17 protein-coding genes are annotated in these 17,722 nt (G+C 66.1%); 11 read left to right on the top strand and 6 right to left on the bottom strand.

The annotated features are described in order from the left end of the window. Positions 1–2 precede the first annotated feature (2 nt). Complete coding sequence (locus G0A00_RS19965; protein WP_164183473.1) at positions 3–1,064, bottom strand: YeeE/YedE family protein; 1,062 nt, start codon at positions 1,062–1,064, stop codon at positions 3–5. A gap of 188 nt (positions 1,065–1,252) precedes the next feature. Here G0A00_RS19965 and G0A00_RS19960 point away from each other — a divergent pair, with 188 nt between their 5' ends. From G0A00_RS19960 to G0A00_RS19945, 4 genes are all read left to right on the top strand, one after another. Beyond that, positions 1,253–1,678 (top strand): cupin domain-containing protein, encoded by a 426-nt coding sequence (locus tag G0A00_RS19960; RefSeq protein ID WP_164183471.1) that lies wholly within the window; start codon positions 1,253–1,255, stop codon positions 1,676–1,678. Positions 1,679–1,732: 54 nt separating this feature from the next. Next, positions 1,733–2,968: an MFS transporter gene (locus G0A00_RS19955; RefSeq protein ID WP_164183469.1), complete on the top strand. Its 1,236-nt coding sequence runs from the start codon at positions 1,733–1,735 to the stop codon at positions 2,966–2,968. A gap of 94 nt (positions 2,969–3,062) precedes the next feature. Further along, positions 3,063–3,938, top strand: a complete 876-nt coding sequence (locus G0A00_RS19950) for a 50S ribosomal protein L11 methyltransferase (protein ID WP_066102533.1) — start codon at positions 3,063–3,065, stop codon at positions 3,936–3,938. Positions 3,939–4,035: 97 nt separating this feature from the next. Continuing rightward, a complete protein-coding gene (locus G0A00_RS19945) occupies positions 4,036–4,380 on the top strand; it encodes a hypothetical protein (protein ID WP_164183467.1) in 345 nt (114 codons plus the stop codon). A 110-nt stretch (positions 4,381–4,490) separates the two neighbouring features. Here G0A00_RS19945 and G0A00_RS19940 read toward each other — a convergent pair whose 3' ends face one another. After that, positions 4,491–4,754 (bottom strand): DUF1127 domain-containing protein, encoded by a 264-nt coding sequence (locus G0A00_RS19940; protein WP_164183465.1) that lies wholly within the window; start codon positions 4,752–4,754, stop codon positions 4,491–4,493. A 331-nt stretch (positions 4,755–5,085) separates the two neighbouring features. On the opposite strand from G0A00_RS19940, the gene ruvC reads away from it, so the two are divergent. The 4 genes from ruvC (at position 5,086) to G0A00_RS19920 (ending at position 8,022) form a co-directional block, all read left to right on the top strand. Next, positions 5,086–5,574: a crossover junction endodeoxyribonuclease RuvC gene (gene ruvC / locus G0A00_RS19935; protein WP_164183463.1), complete on the top strand. Its 489-nt coding sequence runs from the start codon at positions 5,086–5,088 to the stop codon at positions 5,572–5,574. Then, positions 5,571–6,245 carry a Holliday junction branch migration protein RuvA gene (gene ruvA / locus G0A00_RS19930; protein ID WP_164183461.1) on the top strand — a complete coding sequence of 225 codons (675 nt, stop codon included), beginning with the start codon at positions 5,571–5,573 and terminating at the stop codon, positions 6,243–6,245. Before ruvC ends, ruvA begins: the two co-directional genes overlap by 4 nt. 3 nt (positions 6,246–6,248) lie before the next feature. Next, positions 6,249–7,283 (top strand): Holliday junction branch migration DNA helicase RuvB, encoded by a 1,035-nt coding sequence (gene ruvB / locus G0A00_RS19925; protein ID WP_164183459.1) that lies wholly within the window; start codon positions 6,249–6,251, stop codon positions 7,281–7,283. A gap of 115 nt (positions 7,284–7,398) precedes the next feature. Next, positions 7,399–8,022, top strand: coding sequence for a hypothetical protein (locus G0A00_RS19920; RefSeq protein ID WP_164183458.1), 624 nt, complete (start codon positions 7,399–7,401; stop codon positions 8,020–8,022). Here G0A00_RS19920 and G0A00_RS19915 read toward each other — a convergent pair. Then, positions 8,014–8,925 carry a homocysteine S-methyltransferase family protein gene (locus G0A00_RS19915; protein WP_164183457.1) on the bottom strand — a complete coding sequence of 304 codons (912 nt, stop codon included), beginning with the start codon at positions 8,923–8,925 and terminating at the stop codon, positions 8,014–8,016. The two genes, G0A00_RS19920 and G0A00_RS19915, sit on opposite strands and share 9 nt — an antisense overlap. 147 nt (positions 8,926–9,072) lie before the next feature. Beyond that, on the bottom strand, positions 9,073–10,113 hold the full coding sequence (trpS, locus tag G0A00_RS19910; RefSeq protein ID WP_164183456.1) for a tryptophan--tRNA ligase: 1,041 nt from the start codon (positions 10,111–10,113) through the stop codon (positions 9,073–9,075). A 75-nt stretch (positions 10,114–10,188) separates the two neighbouring features. On the opposite strand from trpS, the gene G0A00_RS19905 reads away from it, so the two are divergent. Further along, positions 10,189–10,875: a rhomboid family intramembrane serine protease gene (locus G0A00_RS19905; protein ID WP_164183455.1), complete on the top strand. Its 687-nt coding sequence runs from the start codon at positions 10,189–10,191 to the stop codon at positions 10,873–10,875. Here G0A00_RS19905 and G0A00_RS19900 read toward each other — a convergent pair whose 3' ends face one another. Further along, positions 10,876–12,366 (bottom strand): phospholipase D family protein, encoded by a 1,491-nt coding sequence (locus tag G0A00_RS19900; protein ID WP_164183454.1) that lies wholly within the window; start codon positions 12,364–12,366, stop codon positions 10,876–10,878. It lies immediately after the preceding gene. Positions 12,367–12,369: 3 nt separating this feature from the next. Next, positions 12,370–13,914, bottom strand: a complete 1,545-nt coding sequence (gene murJ / locus G0A00_RS19895; protein ID WP_164183453.1) for a murein biosynthesis integral membrane protein MurJ — start codon at positions 13,912–13,914, stop codon at positions 12,370–12,372. A 257-nt stretch (positions 13,915–14,171) separates the two neighbouring features. Between murJ and G0A00_RS19890 the strand changes: the two genes are divergently transcribed. Further along, entirely contained in the window at positions 14,172–15,605 is a 1,434-nt protein-coding gene (locus G0A00_RS19890) for a TrkH family potassium uptake protein (RefSeq protein WP_164183452.1), read from the top strand. Positions 15,606–15,740: 135 nt separating this feature from the next. Next, on the top strand, positions 15,741–17,546 hold the full coding sequence (locus tag G0A00_RS19885) for an amidohydrolase (RefSeq protein WP_164183451.1): 1,806 nt from the start codon (positions 15,741–15,743) through the stop codon (positions 17,544–17,546). The last annotated feature ends 176 nt before the right edge of the window (positions 17,547–17,722 follow it).

Raw genomic sequence — 17,722 nt, 5'->3', positions numbered from 1 at the left:
CCTCAGGCGGGCGCGCTGGCGCGCCGCCCGCCCATCAGCATCTCGGTGGTCATTCCGCCGATCCACATGCAAAACAGCGCAAGCCACGCGGTCCCGGCGAAGATCGAACCGCCGGTGACCCCCGCGCCGATGGCACAGCCGCCCGCCAGCATCCCGCCAAAGCCCATCAGCGCCGCGCCGATCATCGCGTTGCGCAGCGGGGTGGGGCCTTCGAAGCCCTGAAGCTTCAACTCCCGCCCCCAAGCGGCGGCGATCAATGCGCCCGCAAAGACCCCGGCGATCAGCCCGACGTCGAAATCCACCACTACCGGACGCTCCAGAAAGACCATCAGCGTATGCGCCGAGGGGCCGGTGAAGGTGGCGCTTTCCACCTGCACGGGCTCGAAGGCGACATTCGACAGCGCGAAGGTCAGCACCCACCCCAGCGCCACGGCAAAGCCGACGCCGGAGGCAAAGACCAGACGCGGCAGGCCGATGCGGTTGCGCCGCGCCAGTTCCAGCGCCAGAAGCGCGATGGCGAGGCCGAGGATCAGCCCCGAGGCGCGCGGCAGATGCAGCGCCGACAGCAGGTCCATATTGCGCCCGCCCTCGGTGATCCAGAGCGCCGCCAGCCGGTCGCGCCACGGCGACAGGATCCCCGAGAGCGACATCTGCGCCACCACCGCGAAGATCAGCCCCGAGATCACCGAACGCAAATTGCCGGTCGCGGCGAGCACCAAGAGCCGCCCCGAGCAGCCGTTGGCCAGCACCATGCCCGCGCCGAACATCAGCCCGCCGATGATCGCGCCCGACCAGCTTCCGGGCACCGCCATCATGCGGGCATTGGCGGCGTCGAACAGGCTCAAAAGCTGCGCGCCCTGCACCCAGACCAGCGCGGTCGAGAAGGTCAGCAGCCAGACGGCCAGCTTGTCGCCCATGCTGCCGCGGGCAAATTCGACCACCGCCGCGCGCAGGCAGAAGCGCGAGCGCTGCGCGGCGATGCCAAAGACCGTGCCGGTGATCAGGCCGAAGAGCGCGGCGGTCGGGCCTTCGCCGATCGCATCGACCAGTGCGACGAGTTCCATGGCTGTCCTCCTCCTCCTCGGGGTGCCATCAAATCGCATACGTGGAATGTGATTACCTTGATCCAGATCACCGCGCGCCGCCTGACCACCGCGCGCTGTCTGACTGCGACATCTCGGTCGCTTTTTGGCGCGACGCCCGCGCGCGGTTGGCGGAGGGTCGCGCAGTGCCCCTTTGCGGAGTGTCCGACATGACCACCGTTCTGCAAGATATGCTCGCCACCGCCGCCCTCTCGGGCATTCCGGTTGTCGCCAACGCCGACCACGCGCCGCTTGAGGGTGGCGAGGACCCCGCCTTCGGGACGGTCCGCTGGCGCACGCTCTTCTGTGCGGATCGCACCGCCACCTCGGGGATGGTCATGGGCATCGCCGAGTTCGGCGCGCTTGGCACGCTGAAACCCCATCGTCATGGACCGGCCGAGATGTATTTCGGTCTTGCCGGCTCGGGCATTGTCACCATCGACGGCACCGCGCATGAGATCGGCCCCAACGTGGCGCTTTTCATCCCGGCGGACGCCGAGCATGGCACCGTGGCGGGGGCGGAGGGGCTGCGCTTTCTCTATGTCTTCCCGCGCGATCGCTTCTCGGAGGTCGAGTACCGCTTCTCGGAAAGCTGACGGGCGGGCCGGTTGGCTCTCGCCAAGCTGCGGGAAAGTGCTTATCGCAGGGTCATGACCCGTATCGTGCCCTTGGGGCAGGCCCGGGAGTTGCCGCTCTGGCGGCGCCCGGTGACGCTGCTTTTCCTCATGGCGATTGCCATGCCGCTCAGCTTTGCCACTTGGTCGGCGCTGCTGAACAATTTCGTCATCGAGGCGGCGCAGTTCGATGGCTCTGACATCGGCTGGCTGCATACGGTGCGCGAAATTCCGGGGTTCCTCGCCATCGGGGTGATCCTCGTGCTGCTGCTGATGCGCGAGCAGGTTCTCGCGCTGCTGGCCCTGACGCTGCTGGGCGTGGCGACGGCGTTGACGGCGTGGTTTCCCAGCATGGGCGGCCTGTTGATCGTCACGCTGCTGAGTTCCATCGGCTTTCACTACTACGAGACGGTCAACCAGTCGCTGCAGCTGCAATGGCTGCCGAAGGACCGCGCGCCGCAGATGCTGGGCTGGCTGCTGGCCGCGGCCTCGGGGGCGACGCTGATCGCCTATGTGGCCATCGTCATGACGTGGGAAGCCTTCGATCTTTCGTACAACTTCGTCTACATGGTCTCGGGCGGGCTGACGCTGGTGATCACGCTTTACTGCGCGCTGGCCTTTCCGCAGTTCGAAAGCCCGAACCCGCAGCGCAAGTCCTTCGTCCTGCGCCGCCGCTACTGGCTTTATTACGCGCTGCAGTTCATGTCGGGCGCGCGGCGGCAGATCTTCGTGGTCTTCGCGGGGTTCATGATGGTCGAGCGCTTTGGCTTTGCCGTGCATGAGGTGACGGCGCTCTACCTGATCAACCTTTGCGCCAATATGGCGCTCGCCCCGATGCTGGGCAAAGCCGTGCACCGCTTTGGCGAGCGGCGGGTGCTGCTGTTTGAATACGCCGGGCTGGTGCTGGTGTTTCTGGCCTATGGCGGGCTCTACTGGTTCCACTGGGGCGTGGTGCTGGCCTCGGTGCTCTATGTGATCGACCATATCTTCTTTGCTCTCGCGCTGGCGCTGAAGACCTATTTCCAGAAGATCGCCGATCCCGGAGACATCGCGCCCACCGCCGCCGTGGCCTTCACCATCAACCATATCGCGGCGGTCTTCCTGCCCTTCGCGCTGGGATATCTTTGGATGATCTCGCCCGGCGCGGTGTTCGGGCTGGCGGCGGGCATGGCGCTTGTGTCGCTGTCGCTGGCGTTGATGATTCCGCGCCATCCGAGCCCGGGCTATGAGACCATCTTTTCCCCGCGCCTGCCGCCGCAGCCCGCCGAGTGAGCGGCGAAAGCGCCCGCCGGCCCTGCACGGCAAGGCTGGCGCTGCAGCGGCAAACGCGCTATCGGGCAGGCCAACCCTGAACGGAGAGCATCACATGGCCAAGACCTGGACCGCCTTCACCAAGCTGAGCGACAAGACCGCGGCCGAGGCCCTGGGCGAGGCCATCGAAGATCTTGAACCCGAACCCACGGGCGTTGGCGTTTTCGAGATCGAAGACGGCAGTGGCACATGGGAAGTGGGCGGCTATTTCCTCGAGCCGCCGAGCGATGTCGAACTGGCGCTGCTGTCGGCGGCCTATGGCGCGGCGCCCTTCGTGGTGTCGGAAGTGCCCGATCAGGATTGGGTCGACAAAGTGCGCCGCGAGCTGACCCCGGTCGAGGCCGGGCGCTTCTTCGTTTACGGCTCGCATGACGCCGACAAAATCCCCGAAGGCGCCGAGCCGCTGCTGATCGAGGCCGCCATGGCCTTTGGCACCGGCCACCACGGCACCACGCTGGGCTGCCTGCGCGCGCTCGACCGGCTGTCGAACGAGGGTATGGTTGGCCAGAATGTGGCCGATATCGGCTGCGGCACCGCCGTTCTGGGCATGGCTGCCGCGCGGATTTGGCCGAACCCGGTGATCGTGTCGGACATCGACGAGGTCGCGGTGGAAGTGGCCGAGGCCAACGTGCGCGCCAACGACCTGACCGGCAAGGTGATCTGCGTCGAAGCCGCCGGTTTCGGCCACCCCGAGCTTGCCGCGCGCGCGCCCTATGATCTGGTGTTCGCCAATATCCTCAAGCAGCCGCTGATCGATCTGGCGCCCGATATGTCGGCGCATTTGGCACCGGGCGGGCGTGCGATCCTCTCGGGCATCTTGATCCGTCAGGCCGACGAGGTGATTGCAGCCTACGCCGCTGCGGGCGTCGATCTGGTCTGCCGTGACGAGATCGGCGAATGGGTGACCCTGACCCTGCGCAAGCCTTCGTGAACGAAAAGCGGCGCAATAGCCGCTTTTTAGCCTAAATTTTGCCGCTCTTTGAGAGCAAATACGGCATGTATTTGTTTGGTAAGAGGGGTTCCACGGTATGGAAAGCGCTCTCAAGAGTTTCGAGCGTCGTCAGCGCGCGGTTGCGCAAAAGCACCGGAAGCTGGCACAGGGCTATGTCACCAAGATCAATCGCAACGGGGTGTTCGAGCACCGGCCGATCCGGCGCATTTCGCCGGTGCGCCTGCGCGGGCTGCTGCTGACGATCCTTGGGTTTCTGGTGTTCAAAGGCGTGATGCTCGCCAATCTCGGCTCGGATCATTACGCCGAGCATTTGGCGCGTCTGTCCGACGGCAGCTTTGCCGACAAGCTGGGAGCATGGGTGCTGGGGGTTGATCCGATCACGCTGTGGATCGGCATCGGGCTGCAGGCTCTGCTGGGCTAAAACGCCAACAAGAGGTGGCGGTCATTGGGGCCGCTTGCGCATATCCTGCAAATAGGAAAAGCCGCCGTCCCGTTCAGGACCGCGGCCTTTGCGCTTGATAAATCATGTTATCAGCGGCGACGTGCGATGGCAGCGATGTCGCCACGGGTCAGGCCGATATCGTCAAGCTCACGGTCGGTCAGAGCTTCGAGGCTCTTGCGGGTCATACGTGCGTCGTTCCACTCGGCGACGATGCCGAAGAGGGTTGCGAAGAGGCCAGCCGAACGCGGGGTTTCGTCGGCGACGGGAGCGAAGCCGGAAACGAAGACGTTGCCGATACGGCCTGCGAGGCCAGCGGCGCCGGATGCGTCGCGCGAGTAGTCATAGACAGCCATAGGTCAGTGTCCTTGTCATGAAGTTTTTAAAGTGCCTGAAATCTAATCGCCAGATAGATCCGGTCAGCAGCTGCCACAAGCAGTGAAAAACGCATGGGTGGGCTGCAGTTTTCACATAGCAAGCAAATTGAGCGAAGAGCCTGAAAATTAGCCTATTTTCTGGGCTGATTGAGGCGCGTTCCGGCGCCAAACTGTCGTCTTTGGACCTCTGCCGTGGCGTGGCGGACGCAACTGCTCTGCGCGTGGGCAAATGCACAGGGGCGAGGGCTTGGCGGATGTTCGCGTTTCGTGCTAACTGCGTGGTAGAAAAACAACAACGGGCAGTGATGGAATGCGGGTCATCGGAATCGATCCGGGCCTTCGGCACCTCGGCTGGGGGGTGATCGAGGCCGAGGGAAGCCGTTTGCGGCATGTCGCCAACGGCACATGCGATTCGGGGCCGGGCACTTTGGCGGCGCGTCTGCTCACCCTGCACGAGCAATTGACCGATGTGCTGCACCGCTGGCAGCCAGAGATCGCGGCGGTGGAACAGACCTTCGTGAACCGCGACGGCGCTGGCACGCTCAAGCTCGGTCAGGCGCGCGGCATCGCCATGCTGGTGCCCGCGCAGTTTGGGCTGGAGATCGGCGAATACGCCCCCAACACGGTAAAGAAAACGGTGGTCGGCGTCGGCCATGCGGATAAGACACAGGTCGATCACATGGTGAAGATGCAGTTGCCGGGCGTGGTCATCCACGGCCCCGACGCGGCGGATGCGCTGGCCATCGCGATCTGCCACGCGCATCATCAGGGCGCGCAGAGAATGAAGGTGAAAGCATGATCGGACGGATCGCCGGACGGGTGGACTACAAGGGCGATGATCACGCGCTGATCGACGTGCGCGGCGTGGGCTATGTGGTCTATTGCTCGGATCGGGTGCTGGCGACGCTGGCGCCGGGCGAGGCGGCGGCGCTTTATACCGACCTTTTGGTGCGCGAAGACCTGCTGCAACTCTATGGCTTTCCCACGCTGGTGGAAAAGGAATGGTTCCGCCTGCTGATGTCGGTGCAGGGCGTGGGGGCGAAGGCCTCGCTGGCGATCCTCGGCGCTTTGGGGCCCGACGGCGTGAGCCGCGCCATCGCGCTTGGCGACTGGACCGCGATCAAGGCGGCCAAGGGCATCGGTCCGAAGACCGCGCAGCGGGTGATCAACGAACTCAAGGACAAGGCGCCGATGGTCATGGCCATGGGCGCGGGGCAGGTGGCCTCGGCTGATGATGTGGTGATTGAGGATGATTCCGCGCCGTCCCCCGCCGCCGCCGCGCCGCGCAAGGCGCCTGCCGCACGGCCCAATGCCTCGGCGCAATCCGAGGCGCTCTCGGCACTGAGCAACCTTGGCTATGGCCCAAGCGAGGCCGCCTCGGCGGTGGCGCAGGCGGCGGGCGAGGATCCGGAGGCGGAGACCTCCGCGCTCATCCGTGCCGCGCTGCGGCTGCTGGCGCCGAAAGGGTAAGCGATGGTCGACAGCGATCCCACCCTGCGCCCCGAGCCGCTGCCCGAGGACGAAGGCCGCGCGCTGCGTCCGCAGATGCTGGGCGATTTCATCGGTCAGGCCGAGGCGCGCGCCAACCTGCGGGTGTTCATCCAGTCGGCGCGGGCGCGCGGCGAGTCGATGGACCACACGCTGTTTCACGGGCCGCCGGGCCTTGGCAAGACGACGCTGGCGCAGATCATGGCGCGCGAGCTTGGGGTGGGCTTTCGCATGACCTCCGGGCCGGTGCTGGCCAAGGCCGGCGATCTGGCGGCGATCCTCACCAATCTCGAGGCGCGCGACGTGCTGTTCATCGACGAGATCCACCGGCTCAACCCGGCGGTGGAAGAGGTGCTCTACCCGGCGATGGAGGATTATGAGCTCGACCTCGTGATCGGCGAAGGCCCCGCGGCGCGCACGGTGCGGATCGAGCTGCAGCCCTTCACGCTGGTTGGGGCGACCACCCGTCTTGGTCTGCTGACCACGCCGCTGCGCGACCGTTTCGGCATCCCGACCCGCCTGCAGTTCTACACCGAGGATGAGCTCAACGAGATCGTCAGCCGCAACGCGGTCAAGCTGGGCGTACGGGCCGAGCCCGAAGGCGCGCGTGAGATCGCCCGCCGTGCCCGCGGCACGCCGCGGATCGCCGGGCGGCTGCTGCGCCGGGTGGTGGATTTCGCCGTGGTCGAGGGCAATGGCATCGTGACCCGCGAACTGGCGGACGGCGCGTTGACGCGGCTTGGGGTGGATCAGCTGGGCCTCGATGGCGCCGACCGGCGGTATCTGACGCTGATGGCCGAGAATTACTCCGGCGGGCCGGTGGGGATCGAGACGCTCTCGGCGGCGCTTTCGGAAAGCCGCGACGCGCTGGAGGAGGTGATCGAGCCTTATCTGCTGCAGCAGGGTCTGATCCAGCGCACGCCGCGCGGGCGGATGCTGGCGCAGCGGGCGTGGGATCACCTCGGGCTGCCGGTGCCGCGGCCACAGGTTCCGGGGCAGGGCACGCTCTTCGACGGCTGATCCCGCGCCTGACTTAAGCGAACATCTTGCGCGGGCGCGCCCGGCATGGCAGGTGGAGCGCCGCGTGGCGGGCGCCGCGCTATGCGTATTTGCCAAAGAGAAGAAGGGGCGAGCCATGGACGCGGCGGAGGTCGAAGCGCTGTTTACCCGCGAAGACGGGAGCTATCTTTGCGCGCGCTGGGGGCGGCCGCTGGTGCCGATCGTGTTCGGCGTCGAGGATGCGACGCTGTCGGTGGTGAAGGGCGCCTTCGAGGCGGTCTGCGCCATGTCGGGGCACAAGATGGCCGAGCATGACCCCGAGCTTGGGGCCAACGTCATGGTGTTTTTCTTCCGCGACTGGGCCGAGCTGCTGGAGCTGCCGGACCTTGGGCGGATGATCGACGGGCTGCCCGAGATGGTCGAACGCTTGCAGCAGAGCGGGGCCAACCAGTACCGGGTGTTCCGCTTTGACGAGAGCGGCGCGATCAAGGCGGCCTTCGTGTTCCTGTGCATGGACGGCGCGCTGGCAGCGCAGCCTGCCGAGGATCTGGCGCTGGCGCAGGTGGCGCAGGTGATGCTGACATGGGGCAATGGCGCCTTTGCTGCGCGCTCGCCGCTGGGGCGGCTCGAGGATGGGCGCGTGGTGCTGCGCCCGGAGGTCGGCGCGCTGATCCGCGCCGCCTATGATCCGGTGATGCCGGTTGCGGCGCAGGACAGCAGCCACGCGCTGCGGCTGGCGGCGCGGATCGCCCTAGGCTGAGACCCCCGAGACCTGCCGCGCGATCTCGCGCAGGTGGCGCAGGTCGGTGCCGCAGCAGCCGCCCAGCACGCGCAGAGCGGGATGGCTGCGCTGCAGCTCGGCCAACTGCGCGCCAAGCTCTTCGGGATCGCCGTCGTCGAGCGTGTCGCAGGCGTCCAGTTCCGCGTGGCTCTGGCGCGAGGCATTGGCGACGATGCCCGCCAGATGCGCCTCCCATTCGCCGCCGTCAAACGCATTGGCGATATGGTCGGGGTGGGCGCAATTGACCATGATCGCCTCTGGGTCTGTCGCGCCAGCGAGGCGCTGCACGGCCTCTGACAGCAACGAACCATCGGCGAGGCGGCCATCGGTTTCCACGGTGAAGGCGATGAGCGCGGGGATGCCTGCCTCGGCGGCGGCTTTGGCGATGCCGATCGCCTCTCCAGCGGCGCCCAGCGTGTAGGCGCTGACCATATCGGCACCGGCCTCGGCGGCGGCACGGATTTGCGGCCCGTGATAGCTGGCGGAGGCATCTGCTGCAGACATGCCCGGTTGATAGCCGTCGCCCTGCGGGCCGATCTGCACGCTGATGCGCGTCGCCACATCGAGATGGCGCGCGGCCATCTCGCGCAGGAGCGCCACCGCCTCTTGGGTGACTCGCGTGAGGTCTTTGGGGGTATAGCCCAGCGGTGCGGCGCGGTCGGGGTTGGCCATCCATGTGGGCGTGTCGAGGATCATCCCGGCGCCGGTCTCACGCCCGATGGCGATCAGCGCCTCGGCGTAGCCGCGCAGGCGGGCGCGGCCCTCGGTTTCGTCGATCATCGGAAAGGCGGCGAAATGCGGCAGCTCGACGCCGTGGTTGAAGATCAGGTCGGTCTCCATCCCGGTCCAGGCGATCCATGTGCGGTCGGGGGTGAGTGTCATCGCGCTGGTCCTCCCTAAAGCCCGGGGCGATGCGGAAAGTGTAGCACGGGTGTGGCCCCGCTGTCGCAGCCGGCGTTCCAGGGGAGGCGGCAAAGGCAAAAGGCCGCCCTCTGGGGGCGGCCTCTCCTTTTCGGGATGGGCGATGGATCAGGCCTTGGCGCCGACCATGCCAACGATCTCATAGGTCTGCTGCAGGATCGGATCGGCGATCTTGCGGGCGCGCTCGGCGCCCCCTGCGAGGATCGCGTCGATCTGCGCCGGATCCTGCATCAGCCGGGCCATCTCGGTGGAGATCGGCGCCAGCTTGTCGACCGCCAGATCCACCAGCATCGGCTTGAACTCCGAGAACTGCTTGCCACCGGCCATGGTCAGCACCTCTTCGACGCTTTGCCCGGCGAGGGCGGCGTAGATGTTGACGAGGTTGCGCGCTTCGGGACGGCCTTCGAGGCCCTTCACCTCCGACGGAAGCCCGTCGGGATCGGTCTTGGCCTTGCGGATCTTCTTGGCGATGGCGTCGGCGTCATCGGTCATATTGATGCGCGAGGCGTCCGAGGGATCGGATTTCGACATCTTCTTGGACCCGTCGCGCAGGCTCATGACGCGGGTGGCCGCGCCTTCGATCACCGGCTCGGTCATCGGGAAGAACTCGGTGCCGTAGTCGTGGTTGAACTTCGCCGCGATGTCGCGGGTCAGCTCGACGTGCTGCTTCTGGTCCTCGCCCACGGGCACATGCGTGGCGTGGTAGAGCAGGATGTCGGCGGCCATCAGCGCGGGGTAGGCATAAAGCCCCAGCGAGGCCTTCTCGGCATTCTTGCCGGCCTTGTCCTTGAACTGGGTCATCCGGTTCATCCAGCCAAGCCGCGCGACGCAGTTGAAGATCCAGCCCAGCTGGGCGTGGCCGGGAACCTGGCTTTGGTTGAAGAGGATGGATTTCGCCGGATCGAGCCCGGCGGCAAGATAGCCGGCGGTCAGCTCGCGGGTCTGCTTGCGCAGCGCCTCGGGATCCTGCCAGACGGTGATCGCATGCATGTCGACAACGCAGTAGATCGTCTCGATCCCGCTGTCCTGCATGTCGACGAAACGCTTGATTGCGCCAAGGTAATTGCCCAGCGTCAGCCCACCCGAGGGCTGAATGCCGGAAAACACACGCGGCGTGAAAGCGGAATTGATGTCGCCCGCGTCGGACATGGGCTTCCTCCGTCTGGAAATTCGGTCTGGGCTGGCTTACCCATGGCCCGACATGCCGTCAAGAAAGAGGCCACCATGGCGCACCAGCATAATGTCTCGCCGTTCAATTCGCTGCCGCCCGTGATCGTCGGGCTGGCCGTGGTCATCGTGGGGGTCGAGGCGGCCTTCTCGCTCGGCGCGCGCGGTCTCGTCGGCGGGCCCGGCGCCGTAGGCTGGCGGCTCGACGCGCTGCAACGCTTCGCCTTCTCGGGCGAGATCTGGCACTGGATGCTGTCGACCGGGCAGTTTCCGGCGCAGCATGTGATCCGCTTCTTCAGCTATCCTTTCGTGCATGCGAGCTTTAGCCATGCACTGTTTGCCGCTGTCATGCTGCTGGCACTTGGCAAGATGGTCGGCGAGGCGCTGGGAAGCTGGCGCACGCTGGCGATCCTCGCGGCGTCGAGCCTTGGCGGCGCGCTGGCCTATGGTTTCGTCAGCACGCCGGTGCCGCTGATCGGGGCGTTCCCGCCGGTCTACGGGTTGATTGGCGGCTTCACCTACCTGCTGTGGCTGCGGCTTGGCCAACTGGGCGCGCAGCAGGCACGGGCCTTCTCGCTGATCGGCATCCTGCTGGGAATTCAGCTGCTGTTCGGCCTGCTGTTTGGCGGCAGCCTTGATTGGGTGGCCGACCTTGGCGGCTTTGCCTCGGGCTTTCTGCTGACCGTCCTTCTGGTGCCCGGTGGCTGGGCGCGGCTGCGCCAGCGCCTGCGGCAACGCCGCTGATCAGAACATATCGGCGGGCAGCACCGGCAAGGACTTGGCGAACTTGCGTCCTTCGGCCTGAGGGTAGGGCAGCACGAATCCCTCGCGGTCCTGCGGCGGATGCGCGGCATTGGCGAGCGCTGCCTGCCGCCACGTGCGCGCGCTCACCCGGTCATGGCCGTTGAGGTGATCGCCCAGCCACGTCGAGGCCAGACGCCTTTGCAGGTCTTCCACCGCGTCCGAGCGGCGGAACATCACCGAGGCCTCGGTGTCCCAGCGCAGCGAGCGGCCATTGAGATTGGCCGAGCCCACGAGGCCGACGCGGTCATCCACCAGCGTGACCTTGGAGTGCACGTAGATCGGGCCGGATCCCAGAAGATCGGGAATATCCTCGGGCGACTCGCTGTGCTGCCCCGGCGAGACAAAGGCGGCGCGGTCTCCGAAGGCTTTCGACACGCGGTCCACCGCCTCGGTCTGCAGGGCGTGGCCGTGGCGCGTGTCCCAGCCGTCGTTGCCCTCGTAGAGCACCCGGTCGGGGAAGGAGGGCATCAGCACCACCAGTTGCAGCTCACCGCTGCGCTCTCCGGCTTTGGCCAGCGCTTCGGCCACGGGGCGGTGGCGCAGGAATTGCGTCTCGATGTAGATATAGCGCTGTGCCTCGCCGATCATGCCGATGAGCGCCTTTTCGTGCTCGATGATCGAGGCGCGGGGCGAGAGCCGGGCAGGCCCGCTGCAGGGCGCCGAGAAGGTGCGCACCACCCGCAGATCGGCAGGCGCTTGCGGTTTCTTGGCGGTGTCGAACCGTTCGGTGCGTCCGGTGAGGCAGGGCGTGTCGCAATCCAGCGCGGCATTCCAGCATTCGCCAAAATGGTGGCGCAGCGCGGCGGCGAAATCGGCATCATCCACCCGCATCGACACATCGTGCCACGTCTCGTCAGCGGGGCGGTCATGCTCGGGGGTGTCGAAGCGGCGCTCGTTGATGTCGAGCCCGCCGATCACTGCGGCCTTGCCGTCGGCGACGGCGAATTTCTGGTGGATGGTCACCGGCCGCAAGGCGACCGCGCCCTTGAGCACGGCGCGCTGCACGGGGGTGAGGGTGGCCTCCTCTTCCTGCCGCAGCTTCTCCATGTGTCGCGCGATGGGGCCGCGCATGGCGATGCGCCAGAGCCAGCCTGCGTTCTGCCCGTGCGGCGCGCAGAGGATCTGCGCATCCTCGCCCTGCAGCCGCTCGGCAAAGGCGCTGGCGGAGCGCCATGCGTTGCGGTGCAGGGTGGAGGTGAAGACCGGATCGAAATCAGAGATGATCATCCGCAGTTTCACGCCGCGCCGCGCCACATCCGCCAGCAAGTCGGCCCAGTTTTCCAGACCTTTGGCGCGGAGTTCGGGGGTGCGCAGCTTGGTGCGGGGATCGAGGATGCGAAAGCTCATCACGAGCTCGTCTTGCGCGTCATTGCACAGCTGCTCGAGGGCGGGAAAACCCTCGGCGGCGGTGATTAGCGGTGTCAGCGTCATGTACTAGCCCTTGCGGCGGAAAGCGGTGCGGAACTCGGACAGACGGAACGCCCCAACCGCCTGTCCGGCAATCCCGTAAGAGAGGATTCCGACAAGGATCAGGCCGACAAGGGCAAGGCTCCGCCAGTAGCTTCGTTCAAGGAACGGCCCAAGCGCCAACATGGTTCCCCAAAGAACACCGCCCATGATGACAGAGGCAAGACAGATGCGCAGAATTCTGGTGCGGAAGCGTGTGTCGAACCGCGCCACGTCGCCCAATTTGCGCCCGCCCCACGCCAATTGCGCGACCATTGTCCACGCCGCGCAGGTGGTGGCGATGGCGGGGGCGTACCAGCCCAGAACTGGCGCGAGACCGATGGCGAGGACCGCGTTCACCGCCATCGACCACAGCGCGTAGCGGAAGGGGGTGCGCGTGTCTTCGCGGGCAAAGAACAGCGGTTGCAGCACTTTTTGCAGCACGAAGGCGGGCAGACCGAGGCCGTAGATGGCGACGGCAAAGGCGATGGCCTGCGCGTCGGCCATCGACGTGGCGCCGCGCTGGAACAGCACCGCGACGATGGGCAGGGGCACCACCACCAGCGCCACGGCGGCGGGTACGGTCAGCGCCAGAGACAGCTCTCCCGCCCGCGAGAAGGCGTGGCGCGCGCCGGATTCGTCCTGTGCTTTCAGACGTCTGGAGAGATCGGGCAGCAGCACGATGCCGACCGCGATCCCGACCACACCGAGCGGAAGCTGGTAGAGCCGGTCGGCGGCATAGAGCCAGCCCACGGCCTTTTCGAAGTTCGAGGCGACCTGCTGACCGACCAGAAGGTTCACCTGCATCACCCCGCCCGCAAGCGCTGCGGGAACGGCGACGCGGACCAGTCGTTTCATGTCGGCGTTCCAGCGCGGACGGCCGGGGCGCAGCTTGATCCCGGCGCGTTCGGCAGCCACCCAGACAAGCACCAACTGAGCCACGCCAGCAAGCGGGATCGTCCAGACAAGCCATTGGATTATATCGCCATTCAGGTACTGACCGGCGAGCATGGCAAGGATGACGAAGACGTTCAGCAAGACAGGGGCTGCGGCGGCGGCGGCGAAATGGCCGGTGGCGTTGAGGGCGCCCGAGAACAGGGCGGCGAGTGAGATGAAGAAGATATAGGGAAAGACGATACGGCCAAAGCCGACCGTCATGTCGAACCGGGCGTCGGCGGCGAAGCCTCCGGCGGTGGCCCAGACCAGCGCGGGCATGAAGATCAGCGCCAGCGCCGAGAGCAGCAGAAGCACGAAAGCAAGGCCGTTCATCGCTTGGCTGGCAAACTTCAGCGGGTCTTCTTCGCCCTCGTATTTCTTTGAAAAGATTGGCACAAACGCGGCGTTGAACGCGCCTTCGGCAAAGAAGCGGCGGAACATATTGGGCAGGCGGAAGGCGGCCACAAAGGCATCCATCACCGGGCCGGGGCCGATATAGGCGAGAATGAAAATCTCGCGCGCAACGCCAAGGACGCGGCTGGCCAGCGTCCAGAAGCCGACCGTGAGGATGCCCGAGATCAGGCGGATGGGTTTCATTTTGAGCGCCCTTCGAGATGTTCGCAGGGGCCAGAGGTAGACCATCGGCGACGCCCGAGGAAGGGGGCACAATCCATGCACATCCCATGCACAAACCATGCATACGCGGGGGCTTGCCGAGGGTGTGGGCGGCGCGACAGCCGAGATGCGGATTGTCCGGGAATGAAAAGTCGAGTTGAATTCTTCTCGACTTCGCCACATGGCTTTCGGGTCGACGCGGCGGCAGCGCCGCGCCGGCCAATCGAGAGAGTGCTGTCATGAGCTTCATCTATTTCATCAACGGGCTGGTCTGCGTCTTCTTCGCGGCGCTGATGGGGGTGGTGGCGATCCTGTTTCCCGAGACCGCTGGCGTCTTTGGCATCTCGGCGGCGCTGGTCGGCATGGTGGGCGTCGGGGTGAGCCTCTCGACGTGGTCGGAGTTTCTCGACCTGAATCGGCTGCACACGTTTCTTCTGACCTCTTCGGTCTGGGTGACCGCCGCCGTCGCCGGGGCGGTGCCGCTGTGGCAATGGGGGCTGTCGCCGGTGGATGCGGTGTTCGAGGCGATGTCGGGGATCACCACGACGGGCTCGACTGTGATGAGCGGGCTGGATGACACGCCGCATGGCATCATCCTGTGGCGGGCGCTGCTGCAGGCGGTGGGCGGCGTGGGCTTCATCGTCACCGGCATCGCCATGCTGCCGATGCTGCAGGTGGGCGGGATGCAGCTGTTTCGCACCGAAAGCTCGGACAAGGGCGAGAAGGAATTGCGCAGCGCCGCCTCTTTCGCCTCGGCCACGCTGGGCATCTATCTGGCGCTGATGGCGGTCTGCGGCTTTCTCTACCTCGTGGGCGGCATGGGGCCTTTCGATGCGATGACCCATGCGATGACCACGCTCTCGACCGGCGGCTATTCGGGCTATGACGCCTCTTTCGGGCATTTCACCAGCCCGTTCCTGCAGTGGACCGGGACGATCTTTATGCTGCTGGGGGCGTTGCCCTTTGCGTGGTACGTGCGTGTGGTGCACCGCGGCGCGCTGCGCAGCGAGCAGGTGGAGGCGCTGATCAAAGGGCTGGTCGTGGTGATCGCGGTGCTGAGCCTCTGGCTGGTGATCGCCAAGGGCTGGGGGCCGTTCGAGGCGGCCACTGCGGTGGCGTTCAACGTGGTCTCTGTGGTCACGACAACCGGCTATGCCACCACCGATTACACGCTTTGGGGACCATTTGCCGCCGTCGCCTTCTTTTTGCTGACCGCGGCGGGGGGCTGCACCGGCTCGACCGCGGGCGGGGCCAAGGCGATGCGCTGGCTGCTCTTCGTGCGGGCGTTGCGGGCCAAGATGCAGATGATCCGCGCGCCGCATGCGGTTGTGGCGATCCGCTACGAGGGGATGCGCGTCGACGAGGACACGATGCGAAGCGTCATCACTTTCATGATGTTCTACGGGCTGACCTTTGGCGGTTTCACCATCGTGCTGGATTTCTTCGGGCTGGATTTCTCGACCTCGGCCAGCGCCGCGCTGACCGCTTTGGCCAACGTCGGGCCGGGCGTGGGGCCGATCATCGGACCGGCAGGGAATTTCGCCACGCTGAGCGATCCGGTGAAGCTGATCCTTGCCTTTGCCATGTATCTTGGGCGGCTGGAGATGATCACCGTCTATGTGCTGCTGACGCCGCTGTTCTGGCGCGAGGTGGGCGACCTGCGCCGGGGGTGATCCTTTGGGCTTCGCCGCGGCATTCTCCTTAGGGTAGAAATTCTCTCTGTGTTACCTTGCCTTGCGCCACGTCAAGGTGAGGGTGTTGTCTTGGCCTAGCGTGCGGGCGTGAGAGATTTGCAGGAGGGATTTTTGATGCGGATGACAGTGGGCAGCGCGGCGCTTTTGCTTGCCGCGGCGCTGGTGCCGGGGCTTGGCGCGGCGCAGGAGAGTGCCGATACGATTTATTCCGGTGGCCCGATCCTGACGATCGACGATGCGAACCCCAGCGCCGAGGCGGTGGCGGTGCTGGATGGCAAGATCGTTGCGGTGGGCAGCATGGAAGAGGTCTCGGCGCTGAAGGGCGAGGCCACGCAGATGTTCGAACTGGGCGGTCGGGCGATGCTGCCGGGGTTTGTCGACAGCCACGGGCATGTGGTGCTGGGCGGCATTCAGGCGCTTTCGGCCAATATGCTGGCGCCGCCCGATGGCGATGTGACCGATATCGCCAGCCTGCAGCAGGGGCTGCGCGACTGGGCCGAGAAAAACCGCGAGGCGGTGGAGGCGGTGAACCTGATCGTCGGCTTTGGCTATGACAACGCGCAACTGGCCGAGCTGCGCCATCCCACGCGCGACGATCTGGATGCTGTGTCCACCGAGGTGCCGATCATGATCATCCACCAGTCGGGACATCTGGGCGTGGCGAACTCCAAGGCGCTCGAGATCGCCGGGATCACCGAGGCATCGGAAAACCCTCCGGGCGGGGTGATCCGGCGCGGCGAGGACGGGCGGCCCAATGGCGTGCTCGAAGAATATGCCTTCTTCCGCACGTTGGTGCCGCTGCTGGGGCAGCTTGGGCCGGAGGGGTTCAAGACCTTCGCCAAGGCCGGGGCCGAGATGTGGGCGCGCTTTGGCTACACCACCGGGCAGGAGGGCCGCTCGAGCGCGGGCAATGTCGAGGCGCTGCGGGCGGTGGATGCGGCGGGAGAACTGCCGATCGACGTGGTGGCCTTTCCCGATGTGCTGGAGGCGCGGGATTTCATCGAGGCGAATTTCTCTCAGGACTATGACGGCCACGTGCGGGTGGGCGGCTGCAAGCTGACCATCGACGGCTCGCCGCAGGGGTTCACCGCGCTGCGCGACCGGCCCTATTACGATCCGGTCGGGGATTATCCGCCGGGCTACAAGGGCTATGCGGCGATCACCGAAGAGCAGGTGGCGGATGCGGTGGATTGGTGCTTTGACCACGACTACCAGATCCTCACCCATGCCAATGGCGAGGGCGCGTCGGATATGCTGATCGCGGCGATCGGCGCGGCGGAAGAGAAATACGGGGCGCCGACCAACCGCCCGGTGCTGGTGCACGGCCAGTTCCTGCGCGAGGATCAGGTGGACAGCATCCAGAAGCTGGGCATCTTCCCCTCGCTCTTTCCCATGCACACCTATTATTGGGGCGATTGGCACCGCGATCATACCGTGGGGCCGGTGAATGCCGACAATATCTCGCCCACCGGCTGGGTGCGGCAGCGCGGGATGATGTTCGGCTCGCATCACGATGCGCCGGTAGCCTTTCCCGACAGCATGCGGATCCTCTCGGCCACGGTGACCCGGCGCACGCGCTCGGGCGACATCCTTGGCCCGTCGCAGCGGGTGAGCGTGATGGACGCGTTGAAGGCGCTGACCATCTGGCCCGCGTGGCAGCATTTCGAAGAGGACAGCAAGGGCTCGATCGAAGTGGGCAAACGGGCGGATTTCGTGATCCTGTCGGACGACCCGATGGCGGTGGACCCCGAGACGCTGGCGGAGATCGACGTGCTGGCGACGATCAAGGACGGTGCCGTGGTCTATGAGGCCGCGGAGGGCGAGCAGAAGACCGAGTTGCGGGACCGGACCTTCCTTGGGGGGCCGGAGATGGGCCACGAGATTCTGCACGCGATGTATGAGGCGATGAGCGAAGGCTAGGGCCGGGCGCACGAGCTTCTCAAACAAAAAAGGCGCGGAGGGTTTCCGCGCCTTTTCCGTGTCTCCTAGAGCTGGGCCAGATCAGGCCGAGGCATGCGCCCTGCCGCGGTTGCCACCGCCGCCACCACCGCTGCGACGGCCACGGCCCCCGCGCGAGCGGCGCGCGCCGCCGGGCT

This window comes from Salipiger sp. PrR002 (assembly GCF_010500775.1).
Taxonomy (GTDB): domain Bacteria; phylum Pseudomonadota; class Alphaproteobacteria; order Rhodobacterales; family Rhodobacteraceae; genus Salipiger.
The sequence above is the reverse complement of the archived record's forward strand: the minus strand, read 5'-3'. Positions and strand labels throughout refer to the sequence as shown.

What these genes read in the sequence shown, in the direction of transcription:
- ruvB (WP_164183459.1), top strand. Translation starts at nt 6,249, where the DNA reads ATGGTCGACAGCGATCCCACCCTGCGCCCCGAGCCGCTGCCCGAGGAC.
- G0A00_RS19885 (WP_164183451.1), top strand. Translation starts at nt 15,741, where the DNA reads ATGCGGATGACAGTGGGCAGCGCGGCGCTTTTGCTTGCCGCGGCGCTG.
- trpS (WP_164183456.1), bottom strand. Translation starts at nt 10,113, where the DNA reads ATGTCCGACGCGGGCGACATCAATTCCGCTTTCACGCCGCGTGTGTTT.
- G0A00_RS19940 (WP_164183465.1), bottom strand. Translation starts at nt 4,754, where the DNA reads ATGGCTGTCTATGACTACTCGCGCGACGCATCCGGCGCCGCTGGCCTC.
- G0A00_RS19915 (WP_164183457.1), bottom strand. Translation starts at nt 8,925, where the DNA reads ATGACACTCACCCCCGACCGCACATGGATCGCCTGGACCGGGATGGAG.
- G0A00_RS19945 (WP_164183467.1), top strand. Translation starts at nt 4,036, where the DNA reads ATGGAAAGCGCTCTCAAGAGTTTCGAGCGTCGTCAGCGCGCGGTTGCG.
- G0A00_RS19950 (WP_066102533.1), top strand. Translation starts at nt 3,063, where the DNA reads ATGGCCAAGACCTGGACCGCCTTCACCAAGCTGAGCGACAAGACCGCG.
- G0A00_RS19955 (WP_164183469.1), top strand. Translation starts at nt 1,733, where the DNA reads ATGACCCGTATCGTGCCCTTGGGGCAGGCCCGGGAGTTGCCGCTCTGG.
- G0A00_RS19920 (WP_164183458.1), top strand. Translation starts at nt 7,399, where the DNA reads ATGGACGCGGCGGAGGTCGAAGCGCTGTTTACCCGCGAAGACGGGAGC.
- G0A00_RS19890 (WP_164183452.1), top strand. Translation starts at nt 14,172, where the DNA reads ATGAGCTTCATCTATTTCATCAACGGGCTGGTCTGCGTCTTCTTCGCG.
- G0A00_RS19900 (WP_164183454.1), bottom strand. Translation starts at nt 12,366, where the DNA reads ATGACGCTGACACCGCTAATCACCGCCGCCGAGGGTTTTCCCGCCCTC.
- murJ (WP_164183453.1), bottom strand. Translation starts at nt 13,914, where the DNA reads ATGAAACCCATCCGCCTGATCTCGGGCATCCTCACGGTCGGCTTCTGG.
- G0A00_RS19905 (WP_164183455.1), top strand. Translation starts at nt 10,189, where the DNA reads ATGGCGCACCAGCATAATGTCTCGCCGTTCAATTCGCTGCCGCCCGTG.
- G0A00_RS19965 (WP_164183473.1), bottom strand. Translation starts at nt 1,064, where the DNA reads ATGGAACTCGTCGCACTGGTCGATGCGATCGGCGAAGGCCCGACCGCC.
- ruvA (WP_164183461.1), top strand. Translation starts at nt 5,571, where the DNA reads ATGATCGGACGGATCGCCGGACGGGTGGACTACAAGGGCGATGATCAC.
- ruvC (WP_164183463.1), top strand. Translation starts at nt 5,086, where the DNA reads ATGCGGGTCATCGGAATCGATCCGGGCCTTCGGCACCTCGGCTGGGGG.
- G0A00_RS19960 (WP_164183471.1), top strand. Translation starts at nt 1,253, where the DNA reads ATGACCACCGTTCTGCAAGATATGCTCGCCACCGCCGCCCTCTCGGGC.